The organism is Kribbella sp., assembly GCF_035655035.1.
Lineage (GTDB): Bacteria > Actinomycetota > Actinomycetes > Propionibacteriales > Kribbellaceae > Kribbella.
Map to the genome: position 1 here is coordinate 11704 of NZ_DASRVN010000045.1, position 17414 is coordinate 29117.

Genomic DNA, 17414 nt, shown 5'->3' on the forward strand with positions numbered 1-17414 from the left:
CGGAAGGAGCTCCTGATGGACCCGAATGCAGAGCAGGCGCTCACCTGGTGGGCTCCGCAGCGACAGGTCTGGACACCGGTCGGCCGGCCGTCACACCTGTTCCGGTTCGACGTGTTCTACAACGGCACGACGGTCTGCCAGCCGGCCGTCGCGCTCCCGCCCAGCGACTCCCCCACGCTCAAGCCGTACCTGGCGCCGTACCGCGGCCGGGACTTCCAGCTCACCGTGGTGATGCCGGACCGCGGGCGGATCCCGCCGATGCCCACCACGCCGCAGTACCTGCACCGCACCGACTTCGGCGTCGGGATCCAGGGCTGGCGGACGGACACCGCGACGCCGGTACTCTGGACCGAACACCGGCGCCAGGAGGGTCTCGTACTACGGCAGTCGACGTTCGCGCACCTGGCCGGCGGGCGGGACGTGGAGACGGCGCTGGAGCCGATCTACGCGTGGACGCGGTTCGAGGTCGAGCAGGTGAACGACGTACGGCCGCCGGAGGAGTTCCGGTTCGCGCTGCGGTTGAGCAAGGTGTTCCTGACGCACGTGGTCGATCCGCCGGAGCAGCAGGAGGCCTGGATCACGATGCAGGTGACGCCGTCGGCCGCTCCGCTCGACGGCGCGCTGGAGTTGCACGGCGATCGGGTTGTCGATGCCGATGGCAACGTTCGGCTGGTGGCGCCGGGGACGTCGCTCCGGATGACGGCGCCCGGCGTGTACGACCTGGAGATCGTCCTCGAGGCGCGCGTCGGGGCGTACGTCGACGTGCTGCTGCCGATGCTGCCCGGCCCCGTCGACGAGGAGGTGGCGCTCGGGTACGGCGGGGCGCTCGCCGAGGCCGAGGCGTACTGGGAACCGCGGACCGCGGCGGTGATCCGGACGCCCGAGAAGTACGTCGACGAGTTCTTCCGGCGCAGTGTCCAGCTGGCCGAGATCATCGCGGAGCAGAGCCCGGACACCGGGCTGCCCACGTTCCTGACCGGGTCGTTCGGGTACGACGTGCTGTGGAGTACGCCGACGTCGATGGTCAGCCACATGTTCCTCGACCTGCTCGGCCACCACGACCTGGTCGCGTCCCACCTGGAGCTGTACCGCGCCTCGCAGGGCGTGCGGCGGCCGCCGGGGTCGGCGTACGACGGGATGTCGAACGCGGGGTTCTTCGCGACGCCGTTGAGCCTGCAGTCGTTCGACTGGCTGAGCGACCACGGCGCGATCCTCGAAGCGGTCGCGCGGCACGCGCTGCTGAGCCGCGACGAGACGTTCGTGTCGCGGTGGATCGAGCCGGTTGTGCAGGCGTGTGAGTTCATCGCCCGGGCGTGCGCGTCGGTCGACCATCCGGCGGTGGCCGGGTTGATGCCGCCGGCGAAGGCGAACGACACCGGGGTCGAGCAGCAGTCGGTGTCGATCCAGGCGTGGACGTACCGGGGCCTGACGAGCGCGGTGCAGTTGTTGCGGCGGATCGGGCATCCGCGGGCCGCCGAGTTCGCGGAGGTCGGCGAGCGGTTCAGGGCGGCGTACGTCCGTGCGCTGCGGACCGCGGAAGCGCCGACGTGGACGGATTCGGACGGTACGGCGTGGCCGGTGCTGCCGAGCAAGTTCTACGGGCCGGAGAGCGCCTGGCCGGAGCTGGAGCTGTTCGACGGCGGCGCGTTGATGTCGGTGTGGGCGGGGCTGATGCCGGCGGCGGATCCGTTGATGCGGTCGTTCGTGGAGTACTTCCGGGTGGGGCCGAACACGGCGAACTTCGATCCGGCGCATCATACGGCGCTGGATCGGGTGGTTCTCGATCATGAGCAGAGCAGTGCGGAGCCTTGCTACAGCTGGAATCTGTTCCACAGTTGGGAACTGGGCGATCGTGAGCATTTTCTGGAAGGGTTGTACGGCCTGATGACCGGTGCGATCTCGCCGCAGACGTACATCGCCGGTGAGCATCGGCACGGGATGTACGGGATGGTCGGCGTGCAGCCGCTGATCGTCTGGGCGGCTCGGCACGCGGTGATCGACGATGCCATCATGCCGGGTGAGCTACATCTGCTCCGGCTCTGTCCCAGCGCCTGGATCTCCGCGGATCAGGAGACCGTGTTCGAGGGAATGCCGACGCTCTACGGCCCGATGACCCTGCGGTTCCAGCTTGTCGGCAGCACGCTGGAAGTCCGGCACACCACGACCTGGGCCGAACCCCCAACCCGAATCGTCCTACACCTACCACCCGGCGTGGACCGAGTGGTCGTCGTTTAGCCGCGCGGGCGGCCGCGCCAGGCGAAGCGGTGTTCGGGGCGGCCGGTGGTGCCGTAGCGGAGGGTGAGTTCGACCCGGTCGGCACGGACGAGGTCGGACAGGTAGCGCTGCGCGGTGGCGCGGGAGACGCCGGTCAGGTCCGCGATCGCGGCCGCGGTGAGCGGCTCGCCGGCGCCCCGGAGCGCGTCCCGGATCGCATCCGCGGTCACCGCGGAGCGGCCCTTGGGCAGCGCGCCGGCCGACGAGTCCCCCTCCCGCAACGTGCCGAACGCCCGGTCGATCGCGTTCTGGTCGAGCCGCCGGTCACCGTCGACCTGCTGCCGGAACCGCGCGAACGCCGCCAGCCGATCGGCCAGCACCTGCGGCGGGAACGGCTTGACCAGGTAGTTGATCGCCCCCAGCGCGACCGCCCGCCGGACCGTCTCCGCGTCGTCGGCCGCACTGATGACGATCACCGCCGCACCGAGCGTCCGGATGATCGCCGAACCGGGCGCGTCCGGCAGGTACTCGTCCAGCAGCACGAGCTCCGGCTCGGTCTCCTCCGCCAGCCGCATCGCGTCCGCGGCGGTGTGCGCGACCCCGACGACCCGGAACCCCGGCACCCTTTCGACGTACGACGCGTGCACGCCGGCCACCCGGAAATCGTCGTCGACCACCAGTACGCCGATCCTGCTCATCGACTGCCTCCGTCCGTCCGGCCGCTGATCACACCCGGCAGCCGGGCGGTGAAGACGGCGCCGTGTTCGTTGCCACCGGCATCGACCAGCAGGACGTCGCCGCCGTGCGAGCGGGCCGTCTGCCGGGCCAGTACGAGGCCGATCCCGTGCCCGTCGGCCGCGGCCCGCGACGTGACGCCGTACCCGAAGACGTCGGCGCCGGACGGCACCCCGGAGCCGCTGTCCAGAACGTGCACGATCAGGTCCTCGCCGGACGACGCCAGCGTGATCTCGACCCAGGCCGGGCGGCGCTGCGCCGGTGTGGTCTCGGCGGCGGCGCGGATCGCGTTGTCGACCAGGTTCGCGACCACGGTCACGGTGTCCAGCGGGCGTCGCAGGCGGCCGTCGACCCAGGTTGAGTCGCCGGTCCGCAGCTCGACCCCCGCCTCCGAGGCGGCCGCGGTCTTCGCGGTCAGCAGGCCGACCAGGTACGGATCGGTGACGCCGTCGGGCCGGGTCGCGGAGACCCGGAGGTCGTCGAGGTACTCGAGCGCCTGGTCGACGTGCCCGACGTGCAGCATCCCGGCCAGCGAATGCAGCCGGTTCGTGTACTCGTGGGCCTGCGCGCGCAGGGCGTCCGTCAACGCCCTGGTCGCTTCGAGCTCACGGCCCAGCTCGTCGAGGTCGGAGCGGTCCCGCAGGATCAGCACCTGTCCCAGGTCCCGGCCGTCCCGCCGCACCGGGAGCCGGGTCACCAGGAGGACCCGGTCGTCGATCACCCGCAGCGCGCCGGTCGGTGCCTGGTCGAGCCGGAACAGCTCGACGATCTCCTCGGGGGCACCTGACATGTCCAGCTGCCGGCCGCGGACGATAGGGCCACCGCCGGTCAGCCGGACCGCCTCGTCGTTCGCGACCGTGACCCGTTCCCGGTCGTCGATCGCCAGTACGCCGTCCCGGACGCCGCCGAGGACGGCCGCATGCTCGCGGAGCAGATCGGCCATCTCCTCCGGCTCCAGGCCGAGCGTCGTACGCCGGAGCCGTCTGGCCAGCGTGACCACGCCGAGCATGCCGAGCCCGAGCACCGGGACCATGATCAGCGCCAGCAGCAGCACCAACTGCCGGAGCCGGAGGTTCAGGTCGTCCATCGAGATCCCGACGCTGACCTCCCCCACCACGCGGCCGTCCGGGGTCCGCAACGGAACCTTTCCGCGCGCCGAGTCGCCCAGCGTGCCTTCCTGTACGGCGACCACCTCGCGGCCGGACAGCGCGTCCGACGGGTCGGTGCTGACCCGCTGGCCGACCTCGGTCAGCGTCGGGTGGCTGTACCGGATGCCCGCGTCGTCGGTGACCACGACGTACAGCGCGCCGGTCGCGACCCGGACCCGCTCCGCCGCGACCTGTACCGGACCGGTGGGGCTCGGCTTCGTCGTGGTGACGAGCCCGGCGAGGCCGGACTGTTGAGCGACGGACCGGGCGACGGCCAGTGCGCGCTGCTCGTACTGGCCCTCCAGGTCGCTGCGCAGTACCAGGCCGGACACCACCAGGCAGAGCAGCAGGATGCTCGTCAGCAACGCCGCCTGGAACACGATCGCCTGGGTCCGCAGTCGCCAGGAACGCGGACCGAGCCGCGTGGAACCGGCTGTTACGGTGGCCATCGGTCCACCATACGGCCCGTGAGCAGAATGCGCAGAACGCGAGTTGTGCGGCTAGCCACCACAACGAGCGCAAGGGTTCCGGCGGCGGCGGCGCGCTCCTACGGTCTTCCGCCATGACCCCTGTCACACCGAAGCCCAGCACGGGCACCGCTGGCCCGGCCATCGCGCTGCGCCAGGCCACGAAGCGCTTCGCGACCCGCGACCGGGGCGCGTTCACGGCGATCACCGACGTCGACCTCGAGGTCGGCGCCGGCGAGTTCGTCACCGTCGTCGGTCCGACCGGCTGCGGCAAGTCCACCACCCTGTCCCTGGTCTCCGGCCTGGAACCCGCCTCGTCCGGCCACGTCCTGGTGCACGGCCGCCCGGTCTCCGGGATCCCGGACGGCGTCGGGTACATGTTCCAGACCGACGCGACGCTGCCCTGGAAGAACGTCCTGGACAACGTCGCGCTCGGGCTGCGGTACCGCGGCGTCGCGAAGGCCGACGCCGAACGCCGTGCCCAGGACTGGATCGGCCGCGTCGGCCTGACCGGATTCGAGGACCGCTACCCGCACCAGCTGTCCGGCGGCATGCGCAAGCGCGTCGCGATGGCGCAGACCCTGATCACCGAGCCGTCGCTGCTGCTGCTGGACGAGCCGTTCGGCGCCCTCGACGTACAGACCCGGGAGCTGATGCAGGACGAACTGCTGCGGCTGTGGTCCGGTACGGGCGCCGCCGTGGTGTTCGTGACCCACGACCTGACCGAGGCGATCGCGCTCGCCGACCGGGTGGTCGTGATGACGGCCGGCCCGGCGACCGTGAAGGACGAGGTCGCGATCGACCTGCCGCGGCCGCGGAAGGTCGAGGACATCCGGCTGACGCCGGAGTTCACCGAGCTCTACCGGCGCGTGTGGGACAGCCTGCGCGAAGAGGTCGAGATCACCCGAGCCCGAGGAGCCTCGCATGTCGCTTGATACCCGTACGCCGGCCACGGCAGCGCCGGACGCCGTACCGCGGAACACCGGCGCGTGGGCGTTCCTGCGTGGCCGCACCGGGCAGCCCCCCCTGGTTGGTGCACGTCGTCCGGATCGCACTGGTGGCGGTCTGGCTCGGCTCGTGGGAACTCGCCGCGCGCACCGTGATCGACCCGTTCTACTACTCGATGCCGAGCCGGATCTGGGCCAAGCTGGTGGACTGGTTCACCGTCGGTACCTCGCAGGGCTCGATCTGGTCGAACATCGCGGTCACCCTCGAGGAGGCGGTCGCCGGGTTCGTCCTCGGCACGGTCGCCGGCGTCGTGCTCGGCGTCCTGCTCGGCCGCAGCCGGTTCCTGGCCGATGTCCTGGCACCGTTCATCAAGGCGGCGAACGCGATCCCGCGGATCGTGCTCGCGTCGCTGTTCGTGATCTGGTTCGGCCTCGGGCTGTCCTCGAAGGTCGCCACCGCGTTCGTGCTGGTGTTCTTCGCGGTGTTCTTCAACGCCTTCCAGGGCGCCCGCGAGGTGGACAAGGTGCTGGTGGACAACGGCCGCATCCTCGGCGCCTCGCGCTGGGACCTGATGCGCTCGATCATCCTGCCGAGCGCCACGTCCTGGATCCTCGCGTCGATGCACGTGGCCTTCGGGTTCGCGCTGATCGGCGCGATCGTCGGGGAGTTCACCGGCGCCGACAAGGGCCTCGGCATTCTGATCAACCATGCCCAGGGCAACTTCGACGCGGCCGGTATCTACGCCGGGATGATCGTCACCACGGTGATCGCGCTCGGCGCCGAATGGCTGATCTCCAAGGCCGAGGCCCGGCTGACGGCCTGGCGTCCCTCCAGCGTCTCCCAGACCGCAACCGCCTGATCTTCCCCTGCTTCTGTAAAGGAAACTCGCATGCGTCTCAACCGACTGACCGTTGCCGCGGTCGCGTTCCTGCCCGTCGCCGCGCTGGCGCTGGCCGGCTGCCGCGACTCCCGCACCGCCACCACCACCTCCGCCGACGGCACCCCGCAGGTCAAGATCATGATCGGCGGGATCAACAAGGTGATCTACCTGCCCGCGATGCTCACCCAGCAGCTCGGGTACTTCAAGGACGCCGGGGTCGACGTCAAGCTCGCCGACGAGCCGTCCGGCGCGAGCGCCGAGAACACCCTGGTCGCCGGTCAGGTGCAGGGCGTCGTCGGGTTCTACGACCACACGATCACCCTGCAGGCGCAGGGCAAGTGCATCAAGAGCGTCGTACAGCTGGCCAAGGTACCCGGCGAGGCCGAGGTGGTCTCGAACAAGCAGGCCGCGTCGCTGGCCGGGGCCAAGGACTTCAAGGGCAAGAAGCTCGGCGTGACGTCGCCCGGTTCGTCGACCGACTACCTGACGCAGTACCTCGCCACCAAGAACGGCGTGTCCACGAAGGACTACACGACGGTCAAGGCCGGCGCCGGGTCGACGTTCGTCGCCGCCCTCACCAACGGCGGTATCGACGCCGGGATGACGACCGACCCGACGATCGCCACCATCACCTCGAAGAACCTGGGCAAGGTGCTGATCGACATGCGCACCGAGGAAGGCACCAAGGCCGCGCTCGGCGGGCTGTACCCGGCCGCATCCCTGTACATGGACTGCGCGTACGTCGACGCGAACAAGGACACCGTGCAGAAGGTGGCCGACGCGTTCGTGAAGACGATGCAGTGGATCTCGACGCACTCCCCCGCGGAGATCGCCGACAAGATGCCGGCCGACTACGCCGGCGCCGACAAGGCCCTGTACGTCAAGTCGATCAAGGACTCCTCGCCGATGTTCACCACCGACGGCGTGATGCCGAAGGGCGGCCCGGAGACCGTCCTGGACGTGCTCGGCACCTTCAGCGACACGGTCAAGTCCCAGAAGGACAAGATCGACCTGAGCAAGACCTACACCACGGACTTCGCCACCAACACCAAGTAGCCCCCTCCCCCCGAAGTAGGCGCCCGCTCCCCCCGCGGGCGCCTACGGCGTTGGCGTGCTCGACGGTGGCGGTGTGGTCGAGGTGGTGGGGGGCGGCGTGGTGCTTGGCGGCGTCGAGGTGGGGGTGGACGACGGGGTGGGTGAGGAGGGGGTTCTCGTGGGCGTGCTGGTGGGAGTGGTGGTGGGCTTCGACGGGGTCGTGGAGGGCGTCGTCTTGGGGGTGGTCGTCGGGATGGACGGTGTGGACGACGGGGTGCTGCTCGGCGTTGACGCGATAGAGGACGGGGTGTCCGTCGTACGGCGGGTTGCGTTGGTGGCGGTGTCGGTGCTGGACGGGTCGGTCGTCGGCGTGGTCGTCGGCGTACCGCTGGTGGCGCTCGGCGGCGGGCCTACGTCGACGGTCGGCGGGTTCTTGCCTCCGGTGTTGTGCAGGACGAGGCCGGCCGCGACGGCGCCGGCTACCGCGAGTACGGCGACGACGGCGATCAGGAGGGGCTTGCCGGATTCACGAGCGGGTCGCGCGGGCGCCGACGCTACGAGCGGTGCCGCGATCGCCTGAGTGGACTGCGCGAGGGCGGCCTGCGCGACGGTTGGCAGCGCGGCGATTGGATAGCGCTCGGCCGCCGTCCGGACAGACGTGAGCTCGGCGGCGGTCGGGCGGTCGGCCGGGTCCTTGGCGAGCATGCGGAGGAGCAGGCTCTCGTAGGGGCCGGCGAGCTCCGGGCGGAGCCGGCTCGGTGGGACCGGGTCGGCGTCGACGTGCTGGTACAGGACCGCGGTCGGGTGATCACCCATGAACGGCGGCCGGCCGGTGAGCAGTTGGTACAGCACGCAGCCCAGCGCGTACACATCCGACTCAGGGCCGCCCTTCTCGCCCCGCGCGCGCTCCGGTGACAGGTAGTGCGGGCTGCCGATGATCTGCCCGGTCATCGTCAGCTCGTTGGTCTCCGCGCCGGGCAGCGCCGCGATCCCGAAGTCCGCGACCTTCACCACGCCGTCCGCGGAGATCATCAGGTTGCTCGGCTTGATGTCGCGATGGACGACGTTCTCCGCGTGCGCCGCCGCCAGGCCGGCCGCGGCCTGCTCGACGATCGTGATCGCGCGCTCCCACGGCACCGGGCCGTCCTCGGTGATCTCGCCCGCGACCGAACGGCCCTCGACGAGTTCCATCACCAGGAAGAAGTTGTCGTCGTACTGCCCGAAGTCGTACACCGCCACGATGTGCGCGTCGCTCAACCGCGCCGCGGCTCGCGCCTCGCGCTGGAACCGTTCAGCAGCCGAGGGGTCTTGGCCGGACCGCAGCAGCATCTTCACCGCGACGTCACGCCCGAGCAACTCGTCGGTCGCCCGGAACACCTCACCCATGCCGCCACGCCCCAGCGACGCTCCCAGCCGGTACCGCTCGCCGATCAACATCCGTCCCTGTACCCCACCACGCCGTCCGCCAGTCCACGGTCAGGCTACTCGCTGCACAAGGCGTGACCCGACGGGCGCCCCCCGTCACCGCTCGTGGCTAGCCGATCGCGGCCCGCAGGGACTCGCGGAGGGAGCCGAGGGTCGCGACCACCGCGGTCGGTTCGTACCCGCAGTGCGCCATGCAGTTCGCACAGCGCGGGTCCTTGCCGCGGCCGTAACTCGACCAGTCGGTCTCGTCGAGGAGCTGCTGGTACGTCTCGACGTACCCGTCGTCCATCAGGTAGCAGGGTCGTTGCCAGCCCTTCAGCGAGTACAGCGGGATCGCCCAGGCGGTGCAGTCGAAGTCGACCTTGCCCTCCAGGAAGTCGAGGAACAGCGGCGAGTGGTTCAGCCGCCACTTCTTCCGCCGCCCGTCGCCGAACGCCTTGCGGAACAACTGCCGGGTCTCCTCAGGGCCGAGCCAGTGCTCCTGGTCGGGCGCCTTCTCGTACGCGAACCCCGGCGAGATCTGCATGTTGTCAACCTTCAGATCGTCGTTCAGGTAGTCGAGGACGTCGATCACGTCCTGCGGGCTGTCGGTGTCGAAGAAGGTCGTGTTGGTCATCACCCGGAAGCCGGCCGCCTGCGCCTGCCGGATCGCGTCCACGGCCTCGTCGAACACGCCGTCCTTGCAGACCGACTTGTCGTGCCGCTCGCGGAGTCCGTCGATGTGCACCATCCACGCGAAGTTCTTGTGCGGCGTGAACTTGTGCAGGTGTTTCGGCAGCAGTACGGCGTTCGTGCACAGGAAGACGATCTTGTTCCGGGCCAGCAACTGCCGGACGATCTCGTCGATCTCCTTGTGCATCAGTGGTTCGCCGCCGGCGATCGACACCATCGGTGCACCGCACTCCTCGACCGCCGCGACCGCCTGCTCGACAGGCATCCGCTGCTTGAGCCAGTCGTGGGTCTGCTGGATCTTGCCGCAGCCGGCGCACTTCAGGTTGCAGGCGTACAGCGGTTCGAGCTCGAGCAGGATCGGGAACTTCTCCCGGCGGCGGAGCTTCTGTTTCATCAGGTATCCGCCCAGGCGGACGGACTGCCGCAGTGGCATGCTCACGGCCGGGTCACCTCTTTCGGTAGCACGAACCGGACGTCCTCGGCCGGTTCGCCGGTCTCGGTCACCGTGATCGGGCCGAGTCCGGACAGGCAGTTGACGAGTTCGTCGACGAGAGCCGGCGGGGCGGACGCGCCCGCGGTGATGCCGACCCTGGTGGCGCCGGCCAGCCGGTCCAGGGGCAGGTCGCCGGCGTCGTCGACGAGTACGGCGGGAGTACCCGCGGCCTCGGCGACCTCGACGAGGCGGTGCGAGTTGGAGGAGTTCTGGGATCCGACGACGATCACCAGGCCGGAGCGGCGGGCGATCGCGCGGACGCCCGCCTGGCGGTTGCTGGTCGCGTAGCAGATGTCGTCGGTGCGGGGGCCCTTGAGCGTCGGGAACCGTTGGCGGAGGACGGCCGCGGTTTCGGAGGCCTCCTCGACGGCGAGGGTGGTCTGCATTGCGTAGGCGACGCGCGCCGGGTCCGGTACCTGGATCGCCTCGGCCTCGGCGGGGGTGGAGACGACTCGTACGTGATCCGGGGCCTCGCCGGTGGTGCCGACGACCTCTTCGTGGTCCGCGTGGCCGATGAGTACGACGGTGTTGTCGTTGGCGGCGTACCGGCGTACCTCCTGGTGGACCTTGGCGACCAGCGGGCAGGTGGCGTCGATGACTTGGAGGTGGCGCTCGGCTGCCTGTACGCGGACTGTCGGCGCGACGCCGTGGGCGGCGAGCACGAGTACGGCGCCCTCGGGGACCGCGTCGACCTCTTCGACGAAGATCGCGCCGCGTTGCTCGAGGTCGTCGACGACGTGTCGATTGTGGACAATCTGACGACGGACGTACACCGGCGCGCCGAACCGCTCCAGCGCCCGCTCGACCGTCTCGATCGCCCGCTCCACCCCGGCACAGAACGAGCGCGGCGCCGCCAGCAGCACTTCCCGCTCGCCGGTGGCGGCTCTCCACGCGTTGATCACGGGTGCCGTACGCCGCAGCTCACGCAGCGCCCGCGCACCACGCCACGGCATCCCGACCCGCCGCAGCGGGAGGTCAGGCGTGTCGACAATCGCCCGTACCACGACGGTCCGCCCGTCATCCCCCGCCAGCAATGCCGACTCGGTATCAACGGCAACCGCCCCACACGCCGCCAACACCGCCCGCTCCGCGGCCGAGTCCACGACATGATCGGTCGTCACGACCGGTCCCGCGTGCACGGTGAATCCAAGCCGTCGCAACTCCCCCACGACAAACGCAGCCGCATCACAAGGCACAGCTCGGCCCCGACGCACGTCTTCGACTTCGGTCGCGACTACGAGGTCGCCTGCCGCGATTCCCTCGACCAGGGCGCCGGCTACTCCCGCGACGAGGACCGGGCCCTCGTGCGGGGTTCCGCGGGAGCGGCCGGTGTGGACGGGGTGGGTGGGGTGGAGGGCCAGCCATTCGGCGTACAGGGGGGTGCAGACGGTGGCGGTCATCGGGGGCTCCTCAGGTAGCGGCCGAGGGCCCAGATCGGGAAGACCAGGCGGTACAGGTGGTAGCCGATGTAGAAGTCGCCGGGGAAACCGGTGCCGGTGTAGCGGTGTTCGTCCCAGCCGCCGTCCGCGCGCTGGGTGTCGACCAGATACGCAAGCCCCCGCTGAACAGCCTCACCCCGAGGATCGGCGGCCAGGAGGGCGAGTAGGGCCCAGGCGGTTTGGGAGGGGGTGGAGTCGCCGCGGCCTCTCCACGTGGGATCGGTGTACGAGCGGAGGTCTTCGCCCCAGCCGCCGTCGGGGTTCTGGTGGGTTTCCAGCCAGTGCACGGCCCGCCGGACGACCGGATCGCCGGGGCTCATGCCGACGGCGATCAGCGCCGGGACGACGGCCCCCGTGCCGTACACGTGGTTCGTCCCCCAACGACCGAACCACGAGCCGTCGTCCTCCTGCGCGGCGAGCAACCACCGCACCCCGCGGCGGCACTCGCCGGAATCGGTGAGGCCTTCCGCGGCGAGCATCTCGACCACGTGCGCGGTGACGTCGGCCGACGGCGGGTCGATCACCGCACCGAAGTCGCAGAACGGCAGCTTCAACGCCGTCGTGTCCGTGTTGTCCGCGTCGAACGCACCCCACCCGCCATCAGCCGACTGCATCCCCGTCGTCCACGTCACCGCGTCGTCCAGCGCCGCCCGCAACCGCTCGGGCTCCGGATGTACGACGCGCCGCAACGCGAGCACGATCTCGGCCGTGTCGTCGGTGTCGGGATACCCGTCGTTCGCGAACTCGAACGCCCATCCCCCACTGACCAGCCCCGGCCGCCGCACCTGCCAGTCGCCCGGCGCGTCGATCTGCTCGGCCAGCAGCCAATCCGTTGCCTTGAGCACCGTTTCGTCGGCGGGATCCACCCCGGCGTCGAGCAGCGCCGCCACCGCCAGCCCGGTGTCCCACACCGGCGACTGACACGCCTCGAGCCACCGCGCCGGTCCGTCGGCGGTCTCCGCGTGCACCGTGAACCCGTCGAGCCCGCGCAGCCCGGCCGCCAGCACCGGATGATCGATCGGGTACCCCATCACCCGCAGCGCGATCAGCGAGTACACCCACGGCGGCTGGATACCGCCCCACCCGCCGTCGGCCTCCTGCCGCGCCACGATCCACTCGGAAGCACGCCGCATCGCCAACCGCCGCAGCCACTTCAACGGCCCGCGCGGTCCCCAGCGTGTATACGTATTCAGTACGACGTCCAGCCACTGAAACGCCCCGTCGAGCCGCCACAGCGGCCCGCGCGCCACCGCCGGCGTCCCCACCCTCAGCTCGTCAACGGTGAACTCAACGGGATGCACCGGCCGATGCGCGCTCACGATCGTCAACGGCACGATCGTCTGCCGCGCCCAGCAGGCCCAGTTGTAAACGTTCAACGGCGCCCAACTCGGCAGAAAGATCAGCTCAGGCGGAAGATCCGGGCAGTCGTCCCAGGACCACAACCCGAACAACGCAAGCCAGATATGCGTGAACACCCGCGCTTTCTCGACACCACCGGCAGACCGAATGAACTCCGCGGCGCCGGCCAGATGCGCGGCCGCCGGATCGTCACCGGCCATCCGCAACGCGACCCACGACTCGACCGTCGTCGACAGATCACCGGGCCCACCCGGGAACGTCGCCCAGGTACCGTCGGCCCGCTGCTGCGACCGGATCCACCGCGCCGTCTCCGCATCGGTCTGCGCCGTCGCGACCCCGAGGAAGTGCCGCAGCATCAGGTCCTCGGCGTCCATCGTCACGTTGGTTGCCAGGTCACCCTTCCACCATCCGTCCTCGTGCTGCAGCGACCGCAGGTACGCCACCGCCGAGTCCAGGCACTCCTGGACGTCGGCATCGGTGCGCGCCTCCAGCCGCTCGGCCGTCACAGCTGACGCTCCGCGACGAACCGCGACAGCTCGTCGAACTGCGCACGTCCGGCCGGGTCCACACCCGCCATGTACAAGGCCCGACCAGCCCTCCGTACCCGCTCCCCGGCCTCGGCGACCGCCCATTCACGACCGCCGGCGCGTTCGACCAGTACGGCGGCCCGCTGGACGTCCTCCTCGGACGGTACGCCAGGCCTCGCGAGCCAGTCGGCCAGCTCCTGCCCGTACGTCCCGCCGTACTCCAGGGACCACACCACCGGCAGCGTCTTCTTGTGCGCCCGCAGGTCCGAGAACACCGGTTTGCCGGTCTTCTCCGGCTCACCCCAGATCCCGAGCAGGTCGTCGACGAGCTGGAACGCCACGCCCAGCTCACGTCCGTAGCTCCGGAACTCCTCGCAGACCGCCGGGGTGGCGCCGGCCAGGATCGCGCCGAGCTCGGCCGATGCCCCGAGCAACGATCCGGTCTTGCCGACGGCCATGTCGACGCACTCGTCCATCCCGACGTCGTCGCGCTGCTCGAACGCCAGGTCGAGCACCTGGCCGCGGATCAGCTCCCGGGTCGCGACCGCCAGCGCGTGCGCGGCACGGGCGGCGTACGGCGAGTCGCACTCGCCCAGCACCTCGTCGGCGAGACAGGCCAGCGCGTCCCCGACCAGGACCGCGGTCGCGTCGCCCCAGATCGACCACACGGTACGGCGGTGCCGGCGCCGGGTGTCGCGGTCCATCAGGTCGTCGTGGATCAGCGAGAAGTTGTGGATCAGCTCGACCGCGACGCCGCCGGGGATCCCCGGTTCCGGCGTACCGCAGACCGCCTCGGCGACCAGCAGCGTCAGCCCCGGGCGGATCGCCTTGCCGGAGCTGGCGGTCATCGGCCGGCCGTCCGCGTCGCACCAGCCGAAGTGGTACGACGCGATCAGCCGGGTGTGGTCGTCCAGGCGGTCGAGGGCCGTCCGCAACGACGGCTCGACCAGGTCGCGCCCGCGGGCCAGCAGCTCCGGTGCCTTGGTTGCCGACGGCATCGGTTCGACGGCGGTCATGAGGCGGCGTCCGGAACCGGTACGGCCGCGGCGCTCGGCACCGAGGGGCTCAGCACCGAGGCGGCCGCCGCCTCGCCGCTGCGGACCGCGCCCTCCATCGTGGCGGGCCAGCCGGTCGCGGTCCAGGCACCGGCCAGGTGCAGGCCGGCGCGGTGGGTGGTCGCGCCGGGACGGAGCCGGCCGGATCCTGGCGCCGGCCGGAAGGTGGCATTGCGTTCTCGGGTCACGAAGAACTCCTTCACACGCGCGTCGGCAGCCGCGGGAAGCAACTGCCGGAGAGCGGGTACCAACACTTCGCGGAGGTCCGCGACCGGCACGTCGACCAGTGTGTCGGCCGCGGACAGCGAGACCGCGAGGTACTGGCCGTCCGGTTCGGTGCCGCGGTCGAACACCCACTGCAGCGGGCTGTCCACCCCGGCGACGAACGGCTCGTCCAGTACCACCCGGTCGAACACCACATGCGCATTGACGATCGGCGAGCTACCGAGGGCCGCCGCCCACCCCGCGGGCAGGTCGACCGCCCCGTCCGGCAGCAGCCCGGCCGCGTCGGCCGGCGGCACGGCGAGTACGACGTCGTCGTACGTCTCCCCCTCGATCGCCCATCCAGTGTCCTTCTCGTCCAGCGCCCGGACCCGCGCGCGCAACCGCACCGCGGCACCGGCCGCCGTCAACGCACGCGCGGCGGCGTCGCCGTGCAACTGCTGCAAAGGCACGGCCGACCAACCGATGTCCGCGGCGTCGCTGCGTTCGAGCAGTCCGAGCTGGAACACCGTCGCCGCAACGGCCAGCGACGCGTCATCGGCCCGGGCGTTGAGCGTCGCGATCCCGATCAGCTCCCACAACGCCTCCACTGCCCGCGCATCCTGCCCGTGCGCCGCCAGCCAGTCCCCGAAGGACTGCGCGTCGGTCGCCGCGGCAGTACGGTCCACCCGGCCCATCGCCAGCGCCGCACGCACGGCCGCAAGCCGTTCCGCGACAGTCAGCCAGCGGTACGACAGCAACGCGGGCCCGAGGTGCAGCGGCGCCGGCATCCCGTTCCGCCGGATCCTCCCGACCCCGGCGTGCCGCCCGCTCCGCACCGGTACGTCGAGCCGCCGCTGCAGGTGCACCTGGTCCCGCACTCCTAGGCGATCGAGCAGCCTCAGGTACGACGTACAGCACCGGAGGAACACGTGCTGCCCGTTGTCGATCCACCTCCCGTTCCGCTCGAACGAATGCGTCAGCCCGCCAAGCTTCGGCCGTCCCTCCAGCACCACGACCGAACACCCCGCGTCGGCCAGCTTCAGCGCCGCGGTGATCCCGGCCAGGCCGCCGCCGACGACCGCCACCCGCCTCATGACCGCACCAACGATGCGAGTGCCACTTGCGCCTTCTCCGCCGTCGACAGCGACAGCCGCCGGTCGTACACGAGCACAGGGTTCGCGCCGATCCGGCGGAGCAGGTGGTGGTAGATCCCCGACATCGCGCGGCACGACGCACCGCTGCGCCGGTCCAGGTACGGCAGCAACCGCCAGCCGAGCGAGTACCAGTCCTGCGCCCGGCCCGCGGCGTACCGGATGTATCCGGCCAGCCGTCCCTGCGGGTCTTCGAGTACGCCGTGCTCGTCGAGCGCGATCCGCGCGCCGAACCGCTCCAGCTCGTCCGCCGGAAGGTAGATCCGCCCGTTGCCGAAGTCCTCCCGGATGTCGCGCAGGATGTTCGTCTGCTGCAGCGCAATGCCGAGCTGGTCGGCGTACTGCGAGAGCATCTCGAAGTCCGCGTCCGCGGTACCGAAGATCGACAGGCACAGCCGCCCGACCGACCCGGCCACGCGGCGGCAGTACACGACCAGCTCGTCGAAGTCGGCGATCCGTACGTCGCCCAGGTCCGTCTCGACCCCGTCGACGAGTTCCTCGAAGGCGCCGAGCGGGACCGGGTACCGGCGGGCCGCGTCGGCGACCGCGACGTACACCGGATCGTTCAGGTCGTCGATCCGCCCGAGATCCTTGCGGACCGTGGCCAGCGCGGTTCGCTTATCCGCCAACGGCAGGTCGCCGTCGCCGATGTCGTCGATCCGCCGGGCCAGTGCGTACAGAGCCGACAGCGCGTTGCGTTTCGGCGTCGGCAGCAGCCGGATCCCGTAGTAGAAGTTGCGCGCCTCCGACTTCGTGATGTCGAGGCAGGCGGTGTACGCGTCGGCGACCGTCATCGCGCCACCGCCTTCACCAGCAGCCGGATCGTGTCCGCCTTCGACGGCCGTGCTTCGTGTGCCAGGACATCACCGCCGGTACGACGCAACGCCCGGACCGTCGCCTGTCCACCGGCCACGAACCCGGCCACCGACACGCGCGCCCAGCCGTGCAGCCGCCGGACGATCCCGGCTCCGTCCCCGAGAAGCCGGGCAGCCCGCTCGGTCTCGAAGCTCATCAGCTGACGCAGAGCCTCGGACGCCTCGGACGCGTCGAGATCAGTTTCGGGGACGCCGTACGTCGTCAGGTCCTCCTGCGGCAGGTAGACCCGCCCGGCCCGGCGATCCTCCCCCACGTCCTGCCAGTGCTCGACCAGCTGCAGCGCCGTACACACGAGGTCCGACAGTCGCTCGGTCTCGGGATCGTTGACGTCGAAGACACCCAGCACCAGCCGGCCGACCGGATCGGCGGACAGCCGGCAGTAGCCGAGGAGGTCGTCGAACGACTGGTAGCGCGTGACTGTCTGGTCCTGCAGGTTGGCCTGGATCAGCCGGTGGAACGGATCCGCCGGGAGGTCGTGGGCACGCACGACCGGAAGCAGCCGGCGCAGGACCGGATGCACCGGCTGCCGGCCGGACCACAGCCGGTCCAGGTCGTCCGCGAAGGCGAGCAGGGCCGCCGTACGGTCGCCCGGATGGCTGTCGCCCAGCTCGTCGACCGTCCGCGCGTAGGCGTAGACGGCATGCAGCCCTTCCCGCGGGGCGCCGGGGAGGACTTTCAACGCAACAGGGAAGTTCTCCCCGTGTTCCCTCCTGCCGAGTTCGCTCTGCAGACCGTCTGGGTGCACGCTTCCATCATCGAAAGCGCTTCGATGCCAATTCTGCCTCG

Annotated in this window: 14 protein-coding genes; 4 read left to right on the plus strand and 10 right to left on the minus strand. The window is 70.6% G+C overall.

All coding sequences use genetic code 11. The annotated features are described in order from the left end of the window. Window positions 1-15 precede the first annotated feature (15 nt). Entirely contained in the window at window positions 16-2235 is a 2220-nt protein-coding gene (locus VFF46_RS03165; RefSeq protein WP_325035474.1) for a hypothetical protein, read from the plus strand. Here VFF46_RS03165 and VFF46_RS03170 read toward each other — a convergent pair. Beyond that, window positions 2232-2912, minus strand: a complete 681-nt coding sequence (locus tag VFF46_RS03170) for a response regulator (RefSeq protein ID WP_325035475.1) — start codon at window positions 2910-2912, stop codon at window positions 2232-2234. The genes VFF46_RS03165 and VFF46_RS03170 overlap by 4 nt on opposite strands. Continuing rightward, window positions 2909-4546: a sensor histidine kinase gene (locus tag VFF46_RS03175; RefSeq protein WP_325035476.1), complete on the minus strand. Its 1638-nt coding sequence runs from the start codon at window positions 4544-4546 to the stop codon at window positions 2909-2911. Before VFF46_RS03175 ends, VFF46_RS03170 begins: the two co-directional genes overlap by 4 nt. Before the next feature lie 113 nt (window positions 4547-4659). Here VFF46_RS03175 and VFF46_RS03180 point away from each other — a divergent pair, with 113 nt between their 5' ends. From VFF46_RS03180 to VFF46_RS03190, 3 genes are all read left to right on the plus strand, one after another. Continuing rightward, window positions 4660-5499 (plus strand): ABC transporter ATP-binding protein, encoded by an 840-nt coding sequence (locus tag VFF46_RS03180; RefSeq protein WP_325035477.1) that lies wholly within the window; start codon window positions 4660-4662, stop codon window positions 5497-5499. 98 nt (window positions 5500-5597) lie between these two features. Further along, complete coding sequence (locus VFF46_RS03185) at window positions 5598-6371, plus strand: ABC transporter permease (RefSeq protein WP_325035508.1); 774 nt, start codon at window positions 5598-5600, stop codon at window positions 6369-6371. 30 nt (window positions 6372-6401) lie between these two features. After that, entirely contained in the window at window positions 6402-7448 is a 1047-nt protein-coding gene (locus VFF46_RS03190; RefSeq protein WP_325035478.1) for an ABC transporter substrate-binding protein, read from the plus strand. Window positions 7449-7490: 42 nt separating this feature from the next. On the opposite strand, the gene VFF46_RS03195 is transcribed toward VFF46_RS03190, so the two are convergent. The 8 genes from VFF46_RS03195 to hpnC all read right to left on the minus strand — a co-directional run bounded on the left by VFF46_RS03195 (window position 7491) and on the right by hpnC (window position 17373). Next, window positions 7491-8864, minus strand: coding sequence for a protein kinase domain-containing protein (locus VFF46_RS03195; protein WP_325035479.1), 1374 nt, complete (start codon window positions 8862-8864; stop codon window positions 7491-7493). 97 nt (window positions 8865-8961) lie between these two features. Next, window positions 8962-9957, minus strand: a complete 996-nt coding sequence (hpnH, locus tag VFF46_RS03200) for an adenosyl-hopene transferase HpnH (protein ID WP_325035509.1) — start codon at window positions 9955-9957, stop codon at window positions 8962-8964. 2 nt (window positions 9958-9959) lie between these two features. Continuing rightward, the gene (gene ispH / locus VFF46_RS03205) at window positions 9960-11417 is read right to left on the minus strand and encodes a 4-hydroxy-3-methylbut-2-enyl diphosphate reductase (protein ID WP_325035480.1); all 1458 of its coding nucleotides are present in this window, start codon (window positions 11415-11417) and stop codon (window positions 9960-9962) included. Then, window positions 11414-13321: a squalene--hopene cyclase gene (gene shc, locus VFF46_RS03210; RefSeq protein WP_325035481.1), complete on the minus strand. Its 1908-nt coding sequence runs from the start codon at window positions 13319-13321 to the stop codon at window positions 11414-11416. The genes ispH and shc overlap by 4 nt, the downstream gene beginning before the upstream one ends. Then, window positions 13318-14358: a polyprenyl synthetase family protein gene (locus VFF46_RS03215; protein WP_325035482.1), complete on the minus strand. Its 1041-nt coding sequence runs from the start codon at window positions 14356-14358 to the stop codon at window positions 13318-13320. The genes shc and VFF46_RS03215 overlap by 4 nt, the downstream gene beginning before the upstream one ends. Continuing rightward, on the minus strand, window positions 14355-15695 hold the full coding sequence (hpnE, locus tag VFF46_RS03220) for a hydroxysqualene dehydroxylase HpnE (protein WP_325035483.1): 1341 nt from the start codon (window positions 15693-15695) through the stop codon (window positions 14355-14357). The genes VFF46_RS03215 and hpnE overlap by 4 nt, the downstream gene beginning before the upstream one ends. Next, a complete protein-coding gene (gene hpnD, locus VFF46_RS03225; RefSeq protein ID WP_325035484.1) occupies window positions 15692-16546 on the minus strand; it encodes a presqualene diphosphate synthase HpnD in 855 nt (284 codons plus the stop codon). Before hpnD ends, hpnE begins: the two co-directional genes overlap by 4 nt. Further along, a complete protein-coding gene (gene hpnC / locus VFF46_RS03230) occupies window positions 16543-17373 on the minus strand; it encodes a squalene synthase HpnC (protein ID WP_325035485.1) in 831 nt (276 codons plus the stop codon). Before hpnC ends, hpnD begins: the two co-directional genes overlap by 4 nt. Between the last annotated feature and the right edge of the window lie 41 nt (window positions 17374-17414).

Coding starts and splice junctions, on each gene's coding strand:
- VFF46_RS03165 (WP_325035474.1), top strand. CDS start 16: ATGGACCCGAATGCAGAGCAGGCGCTCACCTGGTGGGCTCCGCAGCGA.
- VFF46_RS03170 (WP_325035475.1), bottom strand. CDS start 2,912: ATGAGCAGGATCGGCGTACTGGTGGTCGACGACGATTTCCGGGTGGCC.
- VFF46_RS03175 (WP_325035476.1), bottom strand. CDS start 4,546: ATGGCCACCGTAACAGCCGGTTCCACGCGGCTCGGTCCGCGTTCCTGG.
- VFF46_RS03180 (WP_325035477.1), top strand. CDS start 4,660: ATGACCCCTGTCACACCGAAGCCCAGCACGGGCACCGCTGGCCCGGCC.
- VFF46_RS03190 (WP_325035478.1), top strand. CDS start 6,402: ATGCGTCTCAACCGACTGACCGTTGCCGCGGTCGCGTTCCTGCCCGTC.
- VFF46_RS03195 (WP_325035479.1), bottom strand. CDS start 8,864: ATGTTGATCGGCGAGCGGTACCGGCTGGGAGCGTCGCTGGGGCGTGGC.
- hpnH (WP_325035509.1), bottom strand. CDS start 9,957: ATGCCACTGCGGCAGTCCGTCCGCCTGGGCGGATACCTGATGAAACAG.
- ispH (WP_325035480.1), bottom strand. CDS start 11,417: ATGACCGCCACCGTCTGCACCCCCCTGTACGCCGAATGGCTGGCCCTC.
- VFF46_RS03215 (WP_325035482.1), bottom strand. CDS start 14,358: ATGACCGCCGTCGAACCGATGCCGTCGGCAACCAAGGCACCGGAGCTG.
- hpnE (WP_325035483.1), bottom strand. CDS start 15,695: ATGAGGCGGGTGGCGGTCGTCGGCGGCGGCCTGGCCGGGATCACCGCG.
- hpnD (WP_325035484.1), bottom strand. CDS start 16,546: ATGACGGTCGCCGACGCGTACACCGCCTGCCTCGACATCACGAAGTCG.